This is a genomic window from Arthrobacter sp. 135MFCol5.1 (assembly GCF_000374865.1).
Taxonomy (GTDB): Bacteria; Actinomycetota; Actinomycetes; order Actinomycetales; family Micrococcaceae; genus Arthrobacter.
On record NZ_KB895465.1, the window covers coordinates 65,961 to 84,137 of the forward strand.

At 65.6% G+C, this 18,177-nt stretch carries 18 protein-coding genes; 11 read left to right on the forward strand and 7 right to left on the reverse strand.

Going from position 1 to position 18,177, the window contains the following annotated elements; translation table 11 throughout:
* Window positions 1–34: 34 nt before the first annotated feature.
* From C563_RS0117410 to C563_RS0117430, 5 genes are all read right to left on the reverse strand, one after another.
* Complete coding sequence (locus tag C563_RS0117410; RefSeq protein WP_018763355.1) at window positions 35–1,156, reverse strand: NAD(P)/FAD-dependent oxidoreductase; 1,122 nt, start codon at window positions 1,154–1,156, stop codon at window positions 35–37.
* A gap of 80 nt (window positions 1,157–1,236) precedes the next feature.
* A complete protein-coding gene (locus C563_RS0117415; protein WP_018763356.1) occupies window positions 1,237–2,280 on the reverse strand; it encodes a Gfo/Idh/MocA family protein in 1,044 nt (347 codons plus the stop codon).
* Window positions 2,280–3,062, reverse strand: a complete 783-nt coding sequence (locus C563_RS0117420; RefSeq protein ID WP_018763357.1) for an amino acid ABC transporter ATP-binding protein — start codon at window positions 3,060–3,062, stop codon at window positions 2,280–2,282. The genes C563_RS0117415 and C563_RS0117420 overlap by 1 nt, the downstream gene beginning before the upstream one ends.
* Window positions 3,059–3,847 carry an amino acid ABC transporter permease gene (locus C563_RS0117425; RefSeq protein WP_018763358.1) on the reverse strand — a complete coding sequence of 263 codons (789 nt, stop codon included), beginning with the start codon at window positions 3,845–3,847 and terminating at the stop codon, window positions 3,059–3,061. The genes C563_RS0117420 and C563_RS0117425 overlap by 4 nt, the downstream gene beginning before the upstream one ends.
* 109 nt (window positions 3,848–3,956) lie before the next feature.
* The gene (locus C563_RS0117430) at window positions 3,957–4,814 is read right to left on the reverse strand and encodes an ABC transporter substrate-binding protein (protein ID WP_018763359.1); all 858 of its coding nucleotides are present in this window, start codon (window positions 4,812–4,814) and stop codon (window positions 3,957–3,959) included.
* 172 nt (window positions 4,815–4,986) lie between these two features.
* Between C563_RS0117430 and C563_RS0117435 the strand changes: the two genes are divergently transcribed.
* Window positions 4,987–6,096 (forward strand): LacI family DNA-binding transcriptional regulator, encoded by a 1,110-nt coding sequence (locus C563_RS0117435; RefSeq protein WP_018763360.1) that lies wholly within the window; start codon window positions 4,987–4,989, stop codon window positions 6,094–6,096.
* 3 nt (window positions 6,097–6,099) lie between these two features.
* Window positions 6,100–6,504: a DUF1003 domain-containing protein gene (locus C563_RS0117440; RefSeq protein WP_018763361.1), complete on the forward strand. Its 405-nt coding sequence runs from the start codon at window positions 6,100–6,102 to the stop codon at window positions 6,502–6,504.
* 9 nt (window positions 6,505–6,513) lie between these two features.
* Here C563_RS0117440 and C563_RS0117445 read toward each other — a convergent pair whose 3' ends face one another.
* Window positions 6,514–7,257: a FadR/GntR family transcriptional regulator gene (locus C563_RS0117445; protein WP_018763362.1), complete on the reverse strand. Its 744-nt coding sequence runs from the start codon at window positions 7,255–7,257 to the stop codon at window positions 6,514–6,516.
* 228 nt (window positions 7,258–7,485) lie between these two features.
* On the opposite strand from C563_RS0117445, the gene C563_RS0117450 reads away from it, so the two are divergent.
* The 6 genes from C563_RS0117450 (at window position 7,486) to C563_RS0117475 (ending at window position 13,608) form a co-directional block, all read left to right on the forward strand.
* Window positions 7,486–8,850, forward strand: coding sequence for an MFS transporter (locus C563_RS0117450; RefSeq protein WP_018763363.1), 1,365 nt, complete (start codon window positions 7,486–7,488; stop codon window positions 8,848–8,850).
* A gap of 93 nt (window positions 8,851–8,943) precedes the next feature.
* Window positions 8,944–10,686 carry a dihydroxyacetone kinase family protein gene (locus C563_RS0117455; protein WP_018763364.1) on the forward strand — a complete coding sequence of 581 codons (1,743 nt, stop codon included), beginning with the start codon at window positions 8,944–8,946 and terminating at the stop codon, window positions 10,684–10,686.
* Window positions 10,683–11,153, forward strand: a complete 471-nt coding sequence (locus tag C563_RS0117460; protein ID WP_018763365.1) for a ribose-5-phosphate isomerase — start codon at window positions 10,683–10,685, stop codon at window positions 11,151–11,153. The genes C563_RS0117455 and C563_RS0117460 overlap by 4 nt, the downstream gene beginning before the upstream one ends.
* The gene (locus tag C563_RS0117465; protein WP_018763366.1) at window positions 11,137–11,949 is read left to right on the forward strand and encodes a triose-phosphate isomerase family protein; all 813 of its coding nucleotides are present in this window, start codon (window positions 11,137–11,139) and stop codon (window positions 11,947–11,949) included. The genes C563_RS0117460 and C563_RS0117465 overlap by 17 nt, the downstream gene beginning before the upstream one ends.
* Window positions 11,946–12,746 carry a sugar phosphate isomerase/epimerase family protein gene (locus C563_RS0117470; protein WP_018763367.1) on the forward strand — a complete coding sequence of 267 codons (801 nt, stop codon included), beginning with the start codon at window positions 11,946–11,948 and terminating at the stop codon, window positions 12,744–12,746. The genes C563_RS0117465 and C563_RS0117470 overlap by 4 nt, the downstream gene beginning before the upstream one ends.
* Window position 12,747: 1 nt before the next feature.
* Window positions 12,748–13,608, forward strand: a complete 861-nt coding sequence (locus C563_RS0117475) for a phosphogluconate dehydrogenase C-terminal domain-containing protein (protein WP_018763368.1) — start codon at window positions 12,748–12,750, stop codon at window positions 13,606–13,608.
* A 100-nt stretch (window positions 13,609–13,708) separates the two neighbouring features.
* Here the strand turns inward: C563_RS0117475 and C563_RS0117480 are convergent, their stop codons facing one another.
* Window positions 13,709–14,749, reverse strand: a complete 1,041-nt coding sequence (locus C563_RS0117480; protein WP_026265037.1) for a LacI family DNA-binding transcriptional regulator — start codon at window positions 14,747–14,749, stop codon at window positions 13,709–13,711.
* Between the two features lie 294 nt (window positions 14,750–15,043).
* On the opposite strand from C563_RS0117480, the gene C563_RS0117485 reads away from it, so the two are divergent.
* The 3 genes from C563_RS0117485 (at window position 15,044) to C563_RS0117495 (ending at window position 18,177) form a co-directional block, all read left to right on the forward strand.
* Window positions 15,044–16,363 (forward strand): extracellular solute-binding protein, encoded by a 1,320-nt coding sequence (locus tag C563_RS0117485; RefSeq protein ID WP_018763370.1) that lies wholly within the window; start codon window positions 15,044–15,046, stop codon window positions 16,361–16,363.
* 6 nt (window positions 16,364–16,369) lie between these two features.
* On the forward strand, window positions 16,370–17,272 hold the full coding sequence (locus C563_RS0117490) for a carbohydrate ABC transporter permease (RefSeq protein ID WP_018763371.1): 903 nt from the start codon (window positions 16,370–16,372) through the stop codon (window positions 17,270–17,272).
* A 92-nt stretch (window positions 17,273–17,364) separates the two neighbouring features.
* Window positions 17,365–18,177: a carbohydrate ABC transporter permease gene (locus C563_RS0117495; protein ID WP_018763372.1), complete on the forward strand. Its 813-nt coding sequence runs from the start codon at window positions 17,365–17,367 to the stop codon at window positions 18,175–18,177.

An 18,177-nucleotide genomic window follows, 5' to 3' on the forward strand; every position in this document is an offset into this window, starting at 1 on the left:
CGCACTCAGCACGGCCCCGCCCCTTGGACCCGGCCTAGGAGAAGCGTCCCGGCCGGAAGGTGGCCAGCATGGGGTGCTTCCTGCCGGTCAGGATTTCCCCGGCCAGGAGCTCACCGGCAATGAGTCCCAGCGTGGCGCCGGAGTGCGTGAATGCAACGAAGCATCCGGGCACCTGGCCCAGTTCGCCGAGGACGGGTTCGCCGTCCCCGGGAATGGGCTTGTAGCCCATCTTCCAGGAGGCGGGCTTGAGTTCCGGATTGCCGGCAACAAGCTTCGATGCCTCATCGGCCAGTTCCTGGACCACCTCATCGGGCATGCTGAAGGAGCCGTCCGCGTGCTCGGTAATGCGTTCCTCGTACCAGTCGTGGTCCAGGGCAAACGTCCCGCCCGGGTTGGGCCGCAAGGCTGCGCGCGGGGTGTTCATCACCGCGGCCACATCGTGCTGCACCTGCTTGGTCACCACCAGCATGGACACGGGAGAGCCGTTCGGGATGTGCACTCCCAGGGGTTCGACGACGGCGGGCGTCGCTGCACCGCAAGCCACCAGCACGGCGTCGGCCGGGTATGTCCCGCCCGACGCTGTCTCCACGCCGGAGGTGCGGCCGCCTTCCACCATGACGGTGGCTTTTCCGGCGTTCAGGACCAATTCGCCGCCGCGGGCGTGGAACTCCTCCATGAGGAAGTCGATCAGGTCCGGCAGGCTCACCCAGCCCTCGCCGGGATTGAAGATGGCATTCTCCGGCACGGCGTCCGCATCAATGCCGGGGGTGGTGGCTGCGATATGGCTGGGGGCGAGAAGCCGGGAGTCGTAGCCGATGGACTTTTCGTAGGCGTGCCGGCCCGCGGTGGCCTCGCCCTGCCCGGCAGCATTCCACATCAGGCCGCCGCCAAACTGCAGCCAGTCGCGGCTGGTGTCCGAGGCGAAGAGGGTACGGTAGCGGTCAACACCGGCCACCCGCAGCTGGTGGTACGGGGTGGACCGTTCGCCGGCGGAGTTGAGCCAGGACAGCGAACGGCCGCTGGCCTCGCTGGCGAGCCCGCGCTCGGTCAGCAGGATCACGGACGCTCCCTCGCGGAGCAGGTGCACTGCGGTGGATACCCCGAGGATGCCGCCGCCGATGACAGCAACGCGCTTGGTGGCTGGAAGAGAGGACATGGTGTCCCTTTCTGTGGAATTCGTGGTTGCGGAAGACGCTGACGATGCGTCAGGAAAAGCAGGGGAAATTAGGTGTGGCGTTAGGCCAGGGCGTGGATGCCCTCGATGACCTTCAACACCTCAAGCGGTTCGGCGGGATCCACGGGCAGTGGCCCGTTCCCGCGCAGGGCGGCGGCCAGCCGGACGTAGAACTGCGGGTAGGCGCCGCGTTCGGCGGGGACCGGCGCGGTTGCCCCGTCCACCCCCAGGAGCCCCCAACGCTCCTGGGGTTCCACGCCATAGGCGGGGTCCGACGGCGGCATCCCGGCAGCGAGGGCAGGTTCCTGTCCGTCCAGGCCCCACTTGGTGTAGCCGGCGCGGGAACCGAGGACGTGGAACCGCGGCCCGGCCTGGGCGGCCATGCCGTTCATCCAGAGCCGCGTGCGGACGCCGGAGGCGTGCAGCAACGACACGAAGGCTTCGGTATCCGCCGCGTCCGGATGCGGACCGCGATTGGCAGTTTCGCCGTAGCTCCGTTCCACCGGGCCGAAAAGGTGGATGGCCTGGTCGATCAGGTGCGCGCCGAGGTCGTGCAGGATGCCGCCGCCCTCGGAAAGGGACACCGTGTCACGCCAGTTGCCGAAGCCTTCGGGCCGCCACCATTCGAACCGCGATTCGAAGCTGGTGATCCTGCCAAGGCCTCCGGACGCCAACACTTTCTGGAGGGTGAGGAAGTCTGCATCCCACCGGCGGTTCTGGAACACCGTCAGCTGCACCCCGCCGTCGGCCGCCCTGCTGATCAGCTCCGCGCCCAAGGCGGAGGTGGGGACGAAAGGCTTGTCCACCACCACGTGCAGGCCGTGGGCGATGGCTGTCGCGGCCAGGCCGTAGTGCGTGTGCGGCGGGGTTCCCAGGATGACGAGGTCCAGGTCCGCTGCCAGGGCGAACAGCTCCTCCGGGGTGCCGGCAATCCGTGCCTGCGGATAGAGGCGTGCCGCCTCCGCCGCACGGTCCGGCTGGGCCGTGACGATGACGTCCAGCGAGAAGTCCGGGTTGGCCGCGACCAGGGGCGCGTGGAAGACCTTGCCGGAGATTCCAAAGCCGACGACGGCGGTCCGGATGGGTGCCGCTGCAACCGCACCCATCAGAGCACCTCGGAAAGGAAGCGCTGGAGGCGTTCGCTGCGGGGGTTGTCGAAGAGTTGTGCGGGCGTCCCGGCCTCCACCACTTCGCCTTCATCCATGAAGACCACTTGGTCTGCCACTTTCCGGGCGAAGCCCATTTCGTGGGTGACGACGAGCATGGTCATGCCGCGGCGGCCCAGGCCGGCCATGAGGTTCAGGACGCCTTTGACCAGTTCGGGGTCCAGGGCGCTGGTGGCCTCGTCGAAGAGCATCACTTCGGGTTCCATGGCCAGGGCGCGGGCGATGGCGACTCGTTGTTGCTGGCCGCCGGAGAGGTCACGGGGGCGGTGGTCGGCACGTTCGGCGAGGCCAACCTCGGCGAGCCGTTGGCGGGCGCGTTCCATGGCCTGGGCCTTGGGCATGCCTTTGACACTCCAGAGGGCGAGTGCCACGTTTTCCTCGGCAGTGTGGTCTGGGAAGAGGTTGAAGTGCTGGAACACCATGCCGATGCGGGTGCGGAGGGTGTCCGGGTTGACGGTCAGGGTGCTGTCGCCCGCGAGCAGGACGTTTCCGCTTTTAGGTTCGTGCAGCCGGTTGACGCCGCGCAGCAAGGTGGATTTGCCGGATCCCGAGGGGCCGATGACGCAGGTGGTTGTGCCCGGCGCCACGGTGAGGCTGACGTTGCGCAGTACCTCGATGTCGCCGTACGCCATGGTGAGGTTGCGCAGTTCCAGGCTTGAGCCGCGGAACGACTGCGCCTCAGGGGTGGCGGTATTCATGGTGGTGGGGGCGGGGGTGTTCATGTGTTGCTCCCGGCTGTGAGCGGCGAGGCCGCGTCGAGTTCCTTGACTTCCTTCAGTCCGCTGGTGGGTGGTGCGGCGCGGCGGCGGCCGGTGCGGAACTTGTTGTCGAAGTGGTTCACCAGGTGCGTCAGCGGGACGGTGATCACCAAGTAGAGGAGGCCGGCGGCCACCAGGGGTGAAAGGTTCCCGGACAGCACGGCGGCGTCCTGGCCCACCCGGAAGAGTTCGCGTTCGGTGACCAGCAGGCCCAGGAAGTACACCAGGGAGGAGTCCTTGACGATTGCGATGAACTGGTTCACCAGCGCCGGGAGGACCCGGCGGACACCTTGGGGCACCACCACCAGGGCCATGGACTTGGCGTCACTCATGCCCAGGGCACGGCAGGCCTCGCCTTGGCCCTTGTCCACGCTGAGGATCCCGGCGCGGAAGATCTCCCCAATGTAGGCGCTGGCGATGAGGCTCAGCGCGATGATTCCCAGCGGGTAGGGGGACGGGCCGAAGATCGACTGGCTCAGGCGGGCAAAGCCCTGGCCAATCAGCAGGATGGTGAGGATGGCGGGCAGGCCGCGGAAAAGGTCCGTGTAGATCCTGGCCGGGACGCGCAGCCACTTGGACGCTGAAATGCCCATGACGGCCACCACCATTCCCAGCACCGTGCCAAGGACGGTGGCGGCAATGGAGATGATCAGCGTGTTCAGCAGGCCGACCGCCAGGAGTTGGGGCAGGACCTCGGCCATAGCGCCGAAGTCAAAGAAGGTACGGATGATGGTGTTGAGCCAGTCCATGGTTGCTCTCAGACGTAGATGAAGGGGAGGTGCCGGGCAGGCCGCGTAAGGCGGCCCGCCCGGCCAGGTGGCCCGAAGGCCTGCCAGCCCGGCAAATGATGCTTGGGGCTTACTTGCTTGGCGAGGGTGATGCGGCCTGCTCAGCCTTGGGCAGGTACTGCTCGGGCATCGGTGAGCCCGGGAACCACTTCTGGTAGAGCTTCTTCCAGGTGCCGTCTTCCATGGCTGCGGCCAGGCCCTTGTTCAGGGCTTCCTTGAAGGCCGTCTTGCCCTTGGCCACTGCGAACCCGGCTGGGGCGTCGAAGGACGGGATGTCCGCGGCGCTGACCAGGCCGTGCTGCTCCTCATAGGCCTTGGCGGCCTCATAGTCCAGGAAGTGCGCGTCCACGGTTCCGCTGTTCACGGCGGCGATGGCGGTGTTGTTGTCAGGGAAGCGGACCAGGCTGGCCGAGGTGAAGTTGTTTACCGCATAGGCTTCCTGCAGGGTTCCCTGGACCACGCCCAGGCGTTTGCCGGCCAGCCCGTCGGCGCTGGTGATGCCGGAGGTCTTGGTGGTGATGACCGTGAGGTAGCCGGCCAGGTAACCGTCCGAGAAGTCCACGGTTTCTTTCCGCTTGTCGGTGATGCCGATGGCGGCGACACCGGCGTCAAACTGTCCGTTGGCCACAGCGGCGAGGAGGCCCGAGAAGTCCTGCCCGGTGAAGACTACGTTGTCCACACCGGCCCGGTGGGCCACGTCCTTGAAGAGTTCGACGTCGAAGCCGGTGAAGTTTCCGGAGGCATCGGCGAACGTGTACGGCTTTGAGTCACCGAGGCTTGCCACCCGGATGGTGCCGGGCTGGATCAGTCCGTAGGGGTTGTTTTCGGTGGTGGAGGCGGCCGAGGTGGAGCCGCAGCCGGAAAGTGCCAGGACCGCGGCCAGGGCTGCTGCGGCAAATCCGGCAGGTCGGAGGTTCTTTTTCTTCACAGCGTTGTCCAATCGTTGGTGGGAAGGCGGTGCTGTCAGGGCCGCCGAAGAAAGTCGCCGATGGTCTTGTTGAGTCCGGTCTCACACCATAAGATTGAGACCGGACTCACATCGATGGATAGAAATGTAGCTGAAGTCACAGGGGGCGTCAACACCCCCTCGAAAGGTGAAGATGAACGGTGATGGAGCACGACGGCGGGACGTAACCGTTGCCGACGTCGCAAAAGCTGCGCAGGTCTCCAAGGCGCAGGCCGCGCGGGCACTGGGCAATTACGGCGCTGTCAGCGACGACGTCCGCGAGCGCGTCCTCGCGGCCGCCGAAGCGCTTTCCTACCGGCCCAACGAGCTGGCCCGCAGCATGAACACCGGCAAATCGCACACCATCGGCGTGGTGGTGGGTGACATCGAAAACCCGCATTTTGGGCTTGCCACGCGGGGCATTACGGACACGGCCAAAAAAGCCGGCTACAACGTCATCCTGGTCAACACTGATGAGGACCGGGCCGCAGAAGTCGACGCGGTGCGGGTTTTGCTGGACAAGCGGGTGGACGGCCTTATCGTCGCCCCGGCGTCATCCGTGGACACCGAACACCTGCAGGATGTCCACCGGTCCGGACGCCCCCTGGTGTTCATCGACCGCACCGCCGGTGACCTTGAGGTGGAGACCATGGCCGTGGACATGGTGAGGATTTCCTTGGAGGCCACACAATATCTTCTCGAGGCAGGGCACCGGCGCATCGCCTTTATTTCCACGCTGCGGACCGACTCGCCCTATACGCCGGGCATGACCTTGGAGTCCTCCCAGATTGCGGACCGCATTGAGGGGATGCGGCAGGCTTTCCTTGCTGCGGGACTGCCCTTCCCGGAAGACCTTGTCAGGTTGAATGCGGGCGACGAAGACTCCATCCGCAGCATCACCCGCGAAGTACTGCGGGACCCCAACCGCGCCACAGCCGTGGTGGCATCGGATGGCCTGATCGCCCTCAGTGTGGTCGAGGCCATCCAGGAACTGGGCCTGTCCATTCCGGCCGATGTTTCGTTCCTCATGTATGACGACTTCGCCTGGACCAGGCTCGTGAGCCCACCCCTTACCGTTATTGCCCAGCCCGTCTACAACATGGGCGTTGCAGCGGCCAAGGCGCTCATCCGCCAGATAGAGGGCCTACCCTCCGCCGCTCCGGCACAGTTTACTGCCACCTTGGTGCGGCGCGGATCGGTGGGACCGCTCCAGACGGGAGGGGACCGGGCCGACCTGCAACCGTCCGGACTGGGTCTACCCTGAGCCATGAGCCTCCAACAGAAGACCTGGCACGAGAAACACAAAGCTTCCCTGAGCAAGGGCCAGCGTGCCGCTGACATCATGCGCAACGGGATGGGAAGCTGGCCCTTCGTTGGCAGCTTCATCGGCTTCATGCTCATCTGGGCCGCCATCAATACCGTGGCACTTGCCGCCAACGCCTGGGACCCGTACCCCTACATCCTGCTGAACCTCCTGCTTTCCATGCTCGCCGGACTGCAGGGCGCCATTTTGCTCATCGCCGCCAAGCGGCAGGACGCCATTGCCGCAGCCATGGCCCAACACGACTACGACACCAATGTCGAGGCAAAAAAGGAGATCGAGCTGCTGATCTCCATGAACCGGGTCCAGCTGGAAATCCTGCAGGAATTGAAGAAGGCGGCTGCCAGATAGGGCGGCGCCCTACTGGGCGGCGTCGTATCCTGCCAGCAGGCGCCGGGACGCTGTCTGCATGTGCGAGCGCATGGTGGCGGTCACGGCGTCGGCATCGCGGGCCGCCAAGGCTTCGTGGATCCTGGCATGCTCCTTGAGGGCGGCCGCAGCATGGCCCTCATCAGTGAGGGCCCGGTCCACCCAGATCCGCAGCAGCGAGCGGATACTTTGCAGGAGTTCCTGGAGAACCTGGTTGCCTGAAGCCGCAGCGATTTCGCGGTGGAAGGCTGCGTCCGCCTCGACGAAGGCGCCGAGGTCATCCAAGGTGCGGGCCATGGTGTCCAGATTGTCGCGCATCCGTGCCAGCGCTTCATCCGTAATGCGCTCCGCGGCCAGCTGGGCAGCCTGCACTTCCAGTCCGCTGCGCAGTTCCACGAGCTCGCGCGTGCGTGGGGCGCCCAACATCATGCCCCAGCTCAGGGTGCGGGGCAGAAGCTCCGAGACACCGTCCCGAAGGTAGGTTCCGGACCCCGGCCGGACCACCACGATGCCCAGGATTTCCAGCGCGGCGAGGGCCTCACGCACCGCAGACCGGCCCACGCCAAGGGAGGCGGCCAGCGTGCGCTCGGCAGGCAGCCTGGTTCCCGGTGCAATGTCGCCACTCGTAAAGAAGGCCAGCAGGCGCTCGGCCACTTCCGACACTACTGAACCCTGCCCCAGAGAGCCCAGGGCGGCACTGATCTTGGCCGTCGAGGCGGCGGATTCTACGGACACCTCCCAAGCGTAACAACTGGTTGACCACGCCCGACTGCAGGGAGGGTCCGCATGATGACCGCAATGTACTGACTCCAACTCGTCAACCGGTTGACCAATTTACATTTCGGTCCTATGGTGGAACTCACAGCTTCACGCACCGCGGCGCCTCCCAGTCCGCGCGTATCTGAGACAACCCCACGCCTCCAGTGACGGATGCGGCCGGGGCACCAACATCTAGGAGTCAATGTGGACACCACACAATCGGTGGTCGAAAAATCCGCAATCAGGAAAGTGGCGATCCGGCTTGTCCCGTTCGTCGCACTGATGTTCTTCATCAACTACCTCGACCGCACCGCCATCTCTTTCGCCGGCCCCAACGGCATGAACAAGGACCTGGCGCTGAACGCCGCCCAGTTCGGTTTCGCCTCGGGCGTGTTCTTCATCGGCTACATCCTGCTTGAAGTCCCCTCCAACCTGGCGCTCCACAAGTTCGGCGCCCGCCGCTGGCTGGCCCGCATCATGGTCAGCTGGGGCATCGTCTCCCTGCTGTTCACCTGGGTGGCCAACGTTGAACAGCTCTACATCCTGCGCTTCATCCTGGGTGTGGCCGAGGCCGGCTTCTTCCCCGGCGCCATCCTCTTCCTGAGCCTCTGGGTTCCCGCACGGCACCGCAGCAAGATCCTGGCCTTGTTCTACCTGGCCCAGCCGCTCACCACCGTGGTCGGCGCCCCGCTGGCAGGCCTCTTGATCCAGCAGCACGGCCTCTTCGGCCTTGAAGGCTGGCGCGTCATGTTCCTCGGCGTGGCCGTTCCCGCCATCCTGATCGGCATCATTTCCTGGTTCTACCTGGCCGATTCCCCTGCGAAGGCCAAGTGGCTCTCCGCCGAGGAAAAGACCTGGCTGACGGGCGCCCTGGAAAAGGAAAAGCACGAAACGGCCGCCGGCAACAAGCACGTCAGCGTCCGCACCGTGTTCGGCAACGGCCGCGTCTGGATGCTCTCCCTGATCTACTTCGGCTTCATCTACGGCCTGTACGCCCTCGGCTTCTTCCTGCCCACCATCATCTCCGGCTTCGAAGGCATTTACGGCACCAAATTTGACGTCCTCCAGAAGGGCCTGATCACTGCCATCCCGTACCTGCCGGCAGCCTTCGCCCTCTACTTCTGGTCAAAGGACGCCACCAAGCGCGGCGTCAAGACCTGGCACATTGCGGTTCCGGCACTGGTGGGTGGACTGAGCATCCCGCTGGCACTCTTTGCGGGAAGCCCGGCAGCCACCATCGCCGTCATCACCATCACGGCCATGGCCATCTTCGCGGCACTCCCCAACTTCTGGACGGTTCCCACCCAGTTCCTGACCGGCGCGGCAGCGGCAGCGGGCATCGCCCTGATCAACACCGTGGGCAACCTGGCAGGCTTCAGCGCCGGCTACATCACCGGCTGGCTCAAGGACTGGACAGGCGACTACACCGTGCCGATGTTCGTCGTGGGCGGGTTCATGCTGCTGTCCGCCGTCCTGATGGTGGCCCTCAGCCGCTCCGGCCGTGCCAGCGAGGGCGTCCGCACCGAGGCACTGGATCCCGCCGGCGCCGCACAGCACGCCGAACCGTAGCAGCCCGGGGGCATCCGCCTCATCCGCGGATGCCCCCGCACCATCCCACCCCCGAACCAGATCGTCCCCCCAGCCAGGCCCAGGAGCTTTCCCATGACCCGCCTCTTCAACGAACCTTCAGCCTTCGCTGACGAAATGATCGAGGGCTTCGTCGCCTCCCACGGACGCTGGGTCAAACGCGTTTCGGGTGGCGTGGTCCGCAGCACCAAGCGCACCCCGGACACGGTGGCACTGGTGATCGGCGGGGGCTCCGGCCACTATCCCGCATTCGCGGGCCTGGTGGGCCAGGGCCTGGCGCACGGCGCCGCGATGGGCAACCTGTTCGCGTCGCCGTCGGCACAACAGATTTACAACGTGGCCAAGGCGGCCAACAACGGCGCCGCGGTGCTCTTGGGCTACGGCAACTACGCAGGCGACGTCCTGCACTTCACCCAGGCCCGGGAGAAGCTGCGCCGGGAAGGCATCGATTGCCGCAGCATCGCCGTCACCGACGACGTCTCTTCCGCCCCGGTCGAAGAGCACACCAAGCGCCGCGGCATTGCCGGGGACCTGACCGTGTTCAAGGTGGCGGCCGCCGCCGCGGAAGCGCGCTACGGAATGGACGCGGTGGTGGAAATCGCCGAACGCGCCAACCACCGCACCCGTTCCTTCGGGGTGGCCTTCAGCGGATGCACCCTGCCGGGAGCCACCCAGCCCCTGTTCTCTGTCCCCGAGGGCCGCATGGCCGTCGGCATGGGCATCCACGGAGAGCCGGGCATCGACGAAACGGCGATTCCGACGGCGGATGAGCTCGCCGGACTCCTCGTCGCCAAGCTCCTGACCGAGGTGCCGGAGGGCGTGGACCCCAAGGGTGCACGCGTGGTCCCCATCCTGAACGGCTTGGGCAGCGTGAAGTACGAGGAGCTGTTCGTGGTCTACCGCCGCGTGGCGCAACTCCTCGCCGAGGCCGGCCTGCAGGCAGTGGATCCGCAGGTGGGCGAGTTGGTCACCAGCTTCGACATGGCCGGCACGTCCCTGACGCTCTTCTGGCTCGACGACGAACTCGAAGCCCTCTGGAACGCCCCTGCCGACGCCCCGGCCTTCCGCCGCGGTGCCGTCACAGCCGAAGCGCTGGAAGAGACCGTCGACGAGGTGGCCGACGTCGAACTTCCCATTCCCGAGGCGACTCCCGCGTCCCGTGCCGGGGCCGTCCGTGTCCTCGCAGCGCTCGGCGCGGCCAAGGACGTGGTGGACGCCAACGCAGGCGAACTGGGCCGCATCGATGCGGTCGCCGGCGACGGCGACCACGGCATCGGCATGGAGCGGGGCGTCGGGGCCGCCGTGAAGGCGGCGGCAGACGCCGTCGCCCGCGGCGCCGGGGCTGCCACCACCCTCTACTTCGCCGCAGACGCCTGGGCGGACAAGGCCGGCGGCACCTCCGGCGCCCTGTGGGGCATGGCCCTGCGCGCCGTCGGTGACGCTGTGGGCGATGACAAAGCTCCCGACGCCGGTGCTGTCGCCACCGGAGTGGCCGGCGCCGCCGCAGCCATCATGGACTTCGGCAAGGCCAAGGTGGGCGACAAGACGCTGGTGGACGTGCTGGTTCCCTTCCGGGATGCCCTCACCGCCGGCGTGGACAGCGGAAAGCCGCTGTCCGGAGCCTGGGACGCTGCCGCCACCGCCGCGCAGCAGGCCGCCGAGGACACCGCCCACCTGCTGCCGCTGATGGGCCGGGCACGTCCGCACGCGGAGAAGAGCCTCGGCACCCCGGACGCGGGCGCCGTCTCCATGGCCCTGATCGTGCGGGCCATCCACAACACCCTCAGCCGGAACACCACCATCAAGGAGAACGCATGAGCGCTAAACTGCGCCTGGTCATCGGAGCCGACGACGCCGGTTTCGACTACAAGGAAGCCCTCAAGGCCGACCTCGAGGCCTCCGACCTGGTCGAGTCCGTCACCGACGTGGGCGTGGACGCCACCAGCCACACCCCTTATCCCTCCGTCGCCATCGCGGCAGCGGAACTCATCGCCGCAGGACAGGCCGACCGCGCGCTGCTGGTCTGCGGAACCGGACTCGGCGTCGCCATCGCAGCGAACAAGGTCCCGGGGGTCCGCGCGGTGACCGCCCACGACTCCTTCTCGGTTGAACGGTCCGTGCTGAGCAATAACGCCCAGGTCCTGACCTTCGGCCAGCGCGTCGTCGGACTTGAACTCGCCCGGCGGCTCGCCAGGGAATGGCTCACCTACACCTTCGACGAAACCTCCGCCTCGGCAGAGAAAGTTTCCCTGATTAAGGACTACGAAGGTGTCACTTCCTGCTAAGCCCCGCACCGGACCCACGGCCATTATCGGCGTCAGCCTGAAGATGTACTTCGGCTACGCCCGCTCGGTGGACTACTGTCGCGATATCGCATCCATCGCCTTCGCCCACCCCGCGGTGCAAAGCGGCGACATCGAACTCTTCGTCCTGCCCATCCTCCCGGCGCTCCCGGAAGCGGCACGGATCCTCGGTCCGGCAGGTGCTGCCACCGGAGCGCAGGACGTCTTCTGGGAAGACGAAGGCGCGTTCACCGGCGAAGTCGGCGGCAAAACAGTAGCTGAACTCGGCGGCCGGTACGCCGAGGTGGGCCACGCTGAACGCCGCCGGATCTTTGACGAGGACCAGCGCGTGATCGGACTGAAGACCGCCGCGGCCTACCGCAACGGCCTGACCCCCGTCCTGTGCGTCGGGGAACTGCACCGCGGATCCGTTGAGGAAGCCATCGCCCAGTGCACGGCGGAAATCGATGGCATCCTCAAACGCGCGTCATCGCTGGCAGCGGCCGCCAGGACCATCGTGGCATACGAGCCGCAGTGGGCCATCGGCGCTCCGGAGCCGGCCACGCCCGGGTATATCAACGCCGTCATTTCGGGCCTGGACGAGCACCTGCGCAGCCTCCCGGGGCAGGAAGACAGCCGCGTCATCTATGGCGGCAGCGCCGGGCCGGGCCTGATCACCCAACTCGGTCCCGCCGTCGCCGGCCTGTTCCTGGGCCGCTTCGCCCATGACCCCACAGCACTGAAGGCCGTCCTTGACGAAGCCGCGGCGCGGCTGCAAACGATGGCGGTGCCGGCATGACCTCACGGATTGGGCTGAGCAGTTACGCCTTCTACTGGCAGCTCTCGGCCAAGGTCTCCCAGCCACTGAGCCTTCATGATGTCCTGGAGCGGACCGCGGAGCTGGGCGTGGACCTGTTCCAGGTTTGCGACTACGCACCCCTGGAGGCCATGGCTGACACGGAACTCCGAGCCGTGCGGGACACCGCGGACAGGCTGGGAATCTCCCTGGAGCTGGGCACCAAGGGCATCCGACCGGACCACCTGCGAAGGTTCCTGCACGTCGCCGGCATCCTCGGCTCGCCGCTTCTGCGCACCATGGTCAACGCCCCCGGCCACAGCCCCACCACGGAGGAAGCGGTGGCGATCTTCAAGGACGTGCTGCCGGAATTCGAGGATGCCGGGGTGAAGATCGCAGTGGAAACCTACGAACAGGTCCCCACCGCCCGCATCCTGGACGTGATCCGCGGCGTGGACAGCCCGTACCTGGGGATCTGCAGCGACCCCGCCAACACCGTCGCAGCGCTGGAAATGCCCCGCGAGGTCATTGACGCCGTCGCCCCCTACGTCCTGAACATGCACATCAAGGACTTTGCCTTCAGCCGCAAGGACGGATGGGTGGGCTTCACCTACTCCGGCGCGCCGCTTGGCGAAGGCCTGCTCGACTACGCGTACATGGTCGAAAAAATCCGGCCGCACGAAAGAAACATCAACCAGATCGTCGAACACTGGCTGCCCTGGCAGGACACCGAGGCGGACACCATCCGGCTCGAAAACCAGTGGACCCGGCACAGCATCGAATTCCTAAGGAGCAAGTGAAATGTCAGCAGAAACTTTGACCGTCGCCGTCATCGGAGCCGGAGGCAAGATGGGGATGCGCGTTTCCCGCAACCTCCAGAAGTCCGGCCACACCGTCTTCTACAGCGAGAACTCCCCCGCCGGCCAGGAACGCGTCCAGGCCGAAGGCCGCCAGATCACCGCCACGGACGACGCCGTCAAGGGCGCCGACGTGGTGATCCTCGCCGTCCCCGACACCGTCCTGGGCATCGTCTCCGAAGGTGTGGTGCCGCAGATGAAGGCCGGCGCCATCCTGCTCACCCTTGACCCCGCTGCCGCTTACGCGGGCCTGCTGGCCAAGCGCGACGACGTCGTCCAGGCAGTGGCGCACCCGTGCCACCCGTCGGTGTTCCTGGAGCGCACCACCAAGGAGGAATGGGCCGACACCTTCGGCGGCGAGGGCGCCCCCCAGAACGTCGTCGCCGCCATCGACGACGACGCGCCGGCAGCCACCCGCGACTCCGCGGAAGCCGTCATCCGCACCATCTACGCGCCGGTCATCGACGTGCACTGGGTCACCGTCAAGCAGCTTGCCATCCTGGAGCCCACCCTGGTGGAAACCGTGGCCTGCATGATCGGTACGCTGCTCAACGAGGCGCTGCACGAGACCGTCCACACGGCCGGCGTGCCGGAGGAGGCGGCCAAGGCCATGTTGTTCGGCCACGTCCAGATCGCCCTGACCAACGCCCTGCGCGGGTCCAACCCCTTCTCGGAAGCCTGCGAAATCGCCATCCAGTACGGCAAGGACACCATCATCAATGACGACTGGAAGAAGATCTTCGACGACTCCGAACTCGACGGCGTCATCGCCAAGATGCTCAAGCTCGAAGCCGTCAAACGCTAGGAATCCCACCCGCACGGCGGCTGCCACCCCGGTCTTTTCGGCCGGGTGGGCGGCCGCCCGTCGTTTAAATCCTGGACCGGGCCAGGCCCCGGGCTTGCCGTCAGTCCGCGGGAGGTGCAGTGGATTCCCGGACGATCACCTGCGTGGCCAGTTCCACGCGGTGCGAATCCAGGACCTCACCGCGTGCTTGCCGCAGCAGCGACCGCAGGGCAGCCCGGCCCATCTCCTCCAGCGGTTGGGCCACGGACGTCAACGCCGGCACGGACTCTTCACCCTGGATGGTGCCGTCGAACCCGATGAGGCTGATGTCCCCGGGGACCCGGAGGCCGTGGTGTGCAGCTTCGGCCAGAACCCCCAGGGCAATGCTGTCGCTTCCGGCGAAGATGGCCGTGGGGCGGTTTTCGAGGCGGAGCAGTGCCTTCAGGCCGGCAACTCCGCTGTCCCGGCGGAACCTGCCGCCGGTGACGATGTATTGGGGATCCACGGGCACGCCGTGGGCCGTCAAGGCCGCCATGTAGCCGTGCAACCGGGCCTGATTGCACTCCGCCCGCTCGATTCCGCCGATGTAGGCAATGCGCCGGTGGCCCAGGTCCAGGAGGTGCTCGGTGGCGGCCTTCCCCCCGGCCCAGTTCGTGGCACCGATGCTGACCACGTCCGCCGGCGGCGGATTGAGCGGATCGATGACGACGACGGGAATGTGGCGCCGCCGGAAGGCATGCAGCTGCGCCTCGCTGAAGGCCGAGGTCACCACGATCATTCCCGCCCTGCCATCGTCGACCATGCGCTGGGCCCGGCGTTCAGCGCTTTGGGCGGAGGGTGCCGTGGGGCCCGTAACGCTCAGCATGACCTCGACGTCCTCGGCTGCGGCGAAGTTCAGTACTCCCGCCAGGACTTCGGAAGTATAGGCGGATGTGAGGACATCCACCACCACTTCGATCACCGTGCCTGTCCTGGTGGCGGTACGCCGCTGCACCGGCGACTGGTATCCGGCTTGTTCAAGTGCCCGGAGGATCCGGGCCCGGGTATCCGGTGCCACGTCCTCACGGCCGTTGACCACCTTCGAAACCGTGGGAGTCGAAACCCCTGCCTGCAAGGCAACTGCCGCCAGAGTCGCCTTTTGCGTGCGCTCAGTCCTTACCAAGGGACCATCCCATCCTTCGAAACATTTCGACTACGGCAATCTTGCACCTAATAACCCGAGGGGTCAATGAAGTCCCTGTAAGAATGCAAAAAGAGGCTGCGCGTGGCCCTTGACTGTGATGCGGCTCACCGATACATTTTGACAACCGACCGCAAGTTTTCGAAATATTTCGAGCTATTGTCGGTGCGACCATCAACCGAATCGATGTGGGTGATCCGCCTCGGAGCCGAGGCAATGCCTGCTTCATACGTTACCGGGACCCAGCGTTGAGCCCGGAGGATGAACGGAAACGACATGACATTTCGAAAGTTGCGTTCGGCAGCCGTGGCAATCACTGCGGCAGGACTGGCAGTCAGCCTCGCCGCCTGCGGTTCTTCAGGACCGGCAGGTTCCAGCGTCAGCAGCGACTCGGCCAGCATGTGGGGCCTGACCGGCGGCAACCAGCCTGTACTGCAGAAATCGGTGGACGATTGGAACCAGGCAAATCCGGACAAGTCGATCAAGCTCGATTTCTTCGCCAACGACGCGTATAAGACGAAGGTCCGCACGGCCATCGGCGCCGGTGAAGGACCCACGTTCGTCTACGGCTGGGGCGGCGGGGTGCTGAAATCGTACGTCGATGCCAGCCAGGTGGATGACCTGTCCACGTTCGTCAAGGACAACCCGCAGGTCAAGGACCGCTACCTTCCATCGGTGCTCAAGAACGGCGAAGTAAACGGCAAGACCTACGCGTTGCCGAACAACAACGTCCAGCCGGTCGTCCTCTACTTCAACAAAGACGTCTTCGACAAGGTCGGTGCCCAGCCGCCCAAGACCTGGGACGACTTGATGGCCCTGGTGCCGAAGTTCAAGCAGGCCGGCATCGCTCCCTTCTCCCTGGGCGGCCAATCGAAGTGGCCGGACCTTATGTGGCTCGAGTACCTCGTGGAGCGCATCGGCGGCCCTGAAGTCTTCGCCAATATCGCCGCCAACAAGCCTGGTGCCTGGTCTGATCCTGCCGTGAAGGAAGCGCTCACGAAGATCCAGGAGCTGGCCGGTGCCGGCGGGTTCATCAACGGCTTCTCTTCAGTGGCTGCCGACAGCAACGCGGACCAGGCCCTGATGTACACGGGCAAGGCAGCCATGATCCTGCAGGGCGGCTGGATCTACCAGGGCATGAAGAAGGACGCCGCGGACTTCGTCAAGAGCGGGAAGCTTGGCTACACCACCTTCCCCACCGTCTCCGGCGGCAAGGGAGACCCGGCGAACGTCGTCGGAAATCCCTCCAACTTCTGGTCCATTTCAGCCAAGGCGACTGACGCCCAGAAGAAGGCCGCCTTGGACTATGTCAAGGACGGCATGTTCACCGACGCGAATACCGACGCCCTCATCAGTTCCGGCGCTGTGCCGGTGGTCAAGGGAATTGAAGACAAGCTGGCCGCCTCGCCGGACAAGGATTTCCTGACCTTCGTCTATGGCCTGGCCAAGAACGCCCCCAGCTTCACGCTCTCCTGGGACCAGGCGCTCAGCCCGGCCCAGGGAGACGCCATGCTGTCGAACCTGGACCAGATCTTCCTGCAGAAGATCAGCCCGGACCAGTTCATCAGCACCATGAACGCCACGATAGGAAAGTAAGCGGCCATGGCGGTTCTTGGTTCTACCAACCGGGGGGTCCGTGACTCGGGCCCCTCGGGGTGGCTCGCGGTCCCGGCGCTGGTCTTCTTCCTCGCCTTTGCCGTCATCCCGCTGATCGGCGTTGTCTTCCTCAGCTTCACAAGCTGGAACGGACTGGGCGAGATCAAGCTGCAGGGCCTGGCCAGCTGGACGACGGTACTGACCGATCCGGTAACGGGCAACGCGCTGGTCGTGACTGCCAAAGTCATGTTCTTCTCGTTCATCGTCCAGGCCCCCGTCAGCCTGCTGCTGGGGGTCTTCACCGCCGGCGGCCAAAAGTACCGGGCGGCCCTTGCCGTCCTCTACTTCCTGCCATTGCTGCTGTCGTCCGCGGCCGTTGCCATCGCCTTCAAAGCCCTGCTCGATCCCAACTTCGGCCTGGGCCCCGGATTCAACCTGCCCATCCTCGCCCAAGACTGGCTGGGCAACTCGGATCTGGTCCTCTTCGTGGTCGTCTTCGTTATTGCCTGGCAGTTTGTCCCGTTCCACACACTGATCTACCAAGGCGGCGTGCGCCAGATCCCGGCCTCGCTCTATGAGGCAGCTGAAATCGACGGCGCAGGCCGGTTGCGCCAGTTCTGGAACATCACCCTGCCGCAGCTGAAGTACACCATCATCACCTCCTCCACCCTGATGGTGGTGGGCAGCCTGGCCTACTTCGACCTGATCTTCGTGCTGACCGGCGGCGGACCGGGCTACAGCACCCGGCTCCTTCCGCTGCATATGTACCTCACCGGCTTCAAGGCCAATGACATGGGCGCGGCGAGCGCCCTCGGCGTCATGCTGATCGTCATCGGCCTGGGACTGGCGCTCCTGCTCCAGCGCCTGGGCGGAAAGAACCGCAACGCGAGCCAATTGGAAGGTGCCTGATGGCGTCCACGACACAACTCCCGATTCCCCCTTCGCCGGCCACCCGAACCATCGCGGAAAAACCAGCTGTCAGGTCCAAGGGGCCAGGCCGGATGCGGCCGAACCTCCTGGGCGGCTTGGGCGGCTGGCTTTGGCTCGCCGTCATCATCGTGCCCATCTATTACGTGGTGATCACCAGCTTCAAGAACCAGGCGGGGTTCTTCACGTCCAACCCGATGCTGCCGGCAACGGAACCTACGCTGGATAACTACAAGCTGGTGCTGGACAACAACTTCGCCAGGTACTTCGCCAACAGCCTGATCGTCACGCTGGGCACGGTGCTGCCGGCGCTGCTGGTCTCCTTCATGGCCGCGTACGCCATCGTCCGCGGACGGGGAAAGTTCCTGAGCCTGACGAACAACCTTTTCCTCCTGGGCCTGGCCATCCCGCTGCACGCCACGATCATCCCCATCTACTGGATGATCACCAAGGCCCACATGTACGACACGTTGCTGGCGCTGATCCTGCCGTCCGTGGCCTTTGCCATCCCGGTCAGCGTCCTCATCCTCTCCAACTTCATGCGGGACGTCCCCAATGAGCTGTTTGAGTCGATGCGTCTGGATGGTTGCTCGGACTGGGCCATGATGTGGCGGCTTGCGCTTCCCATGACCAAGCCCGCCGTCATCACCGTGGGCATCTACAACGCCCTCCACGTCTGGAATGGCTTCCTCTTCCCACTGATCCTGACGCAGAGTCCCGCCACCAGGGTGCTGCCCCTGTCGCTGTGGACCTTCCAAGGCGAGTTCAGCGTGAACATCCCCGCCATTCTTGCCTCCGTCGTGCTGGCCACCCTTCCACTCCTCGTGGTGTACGTCATCGCCCGCCGGCAGCTGCTCAGCGGCCTGACCGCCGGCTTCAGCAAGTAG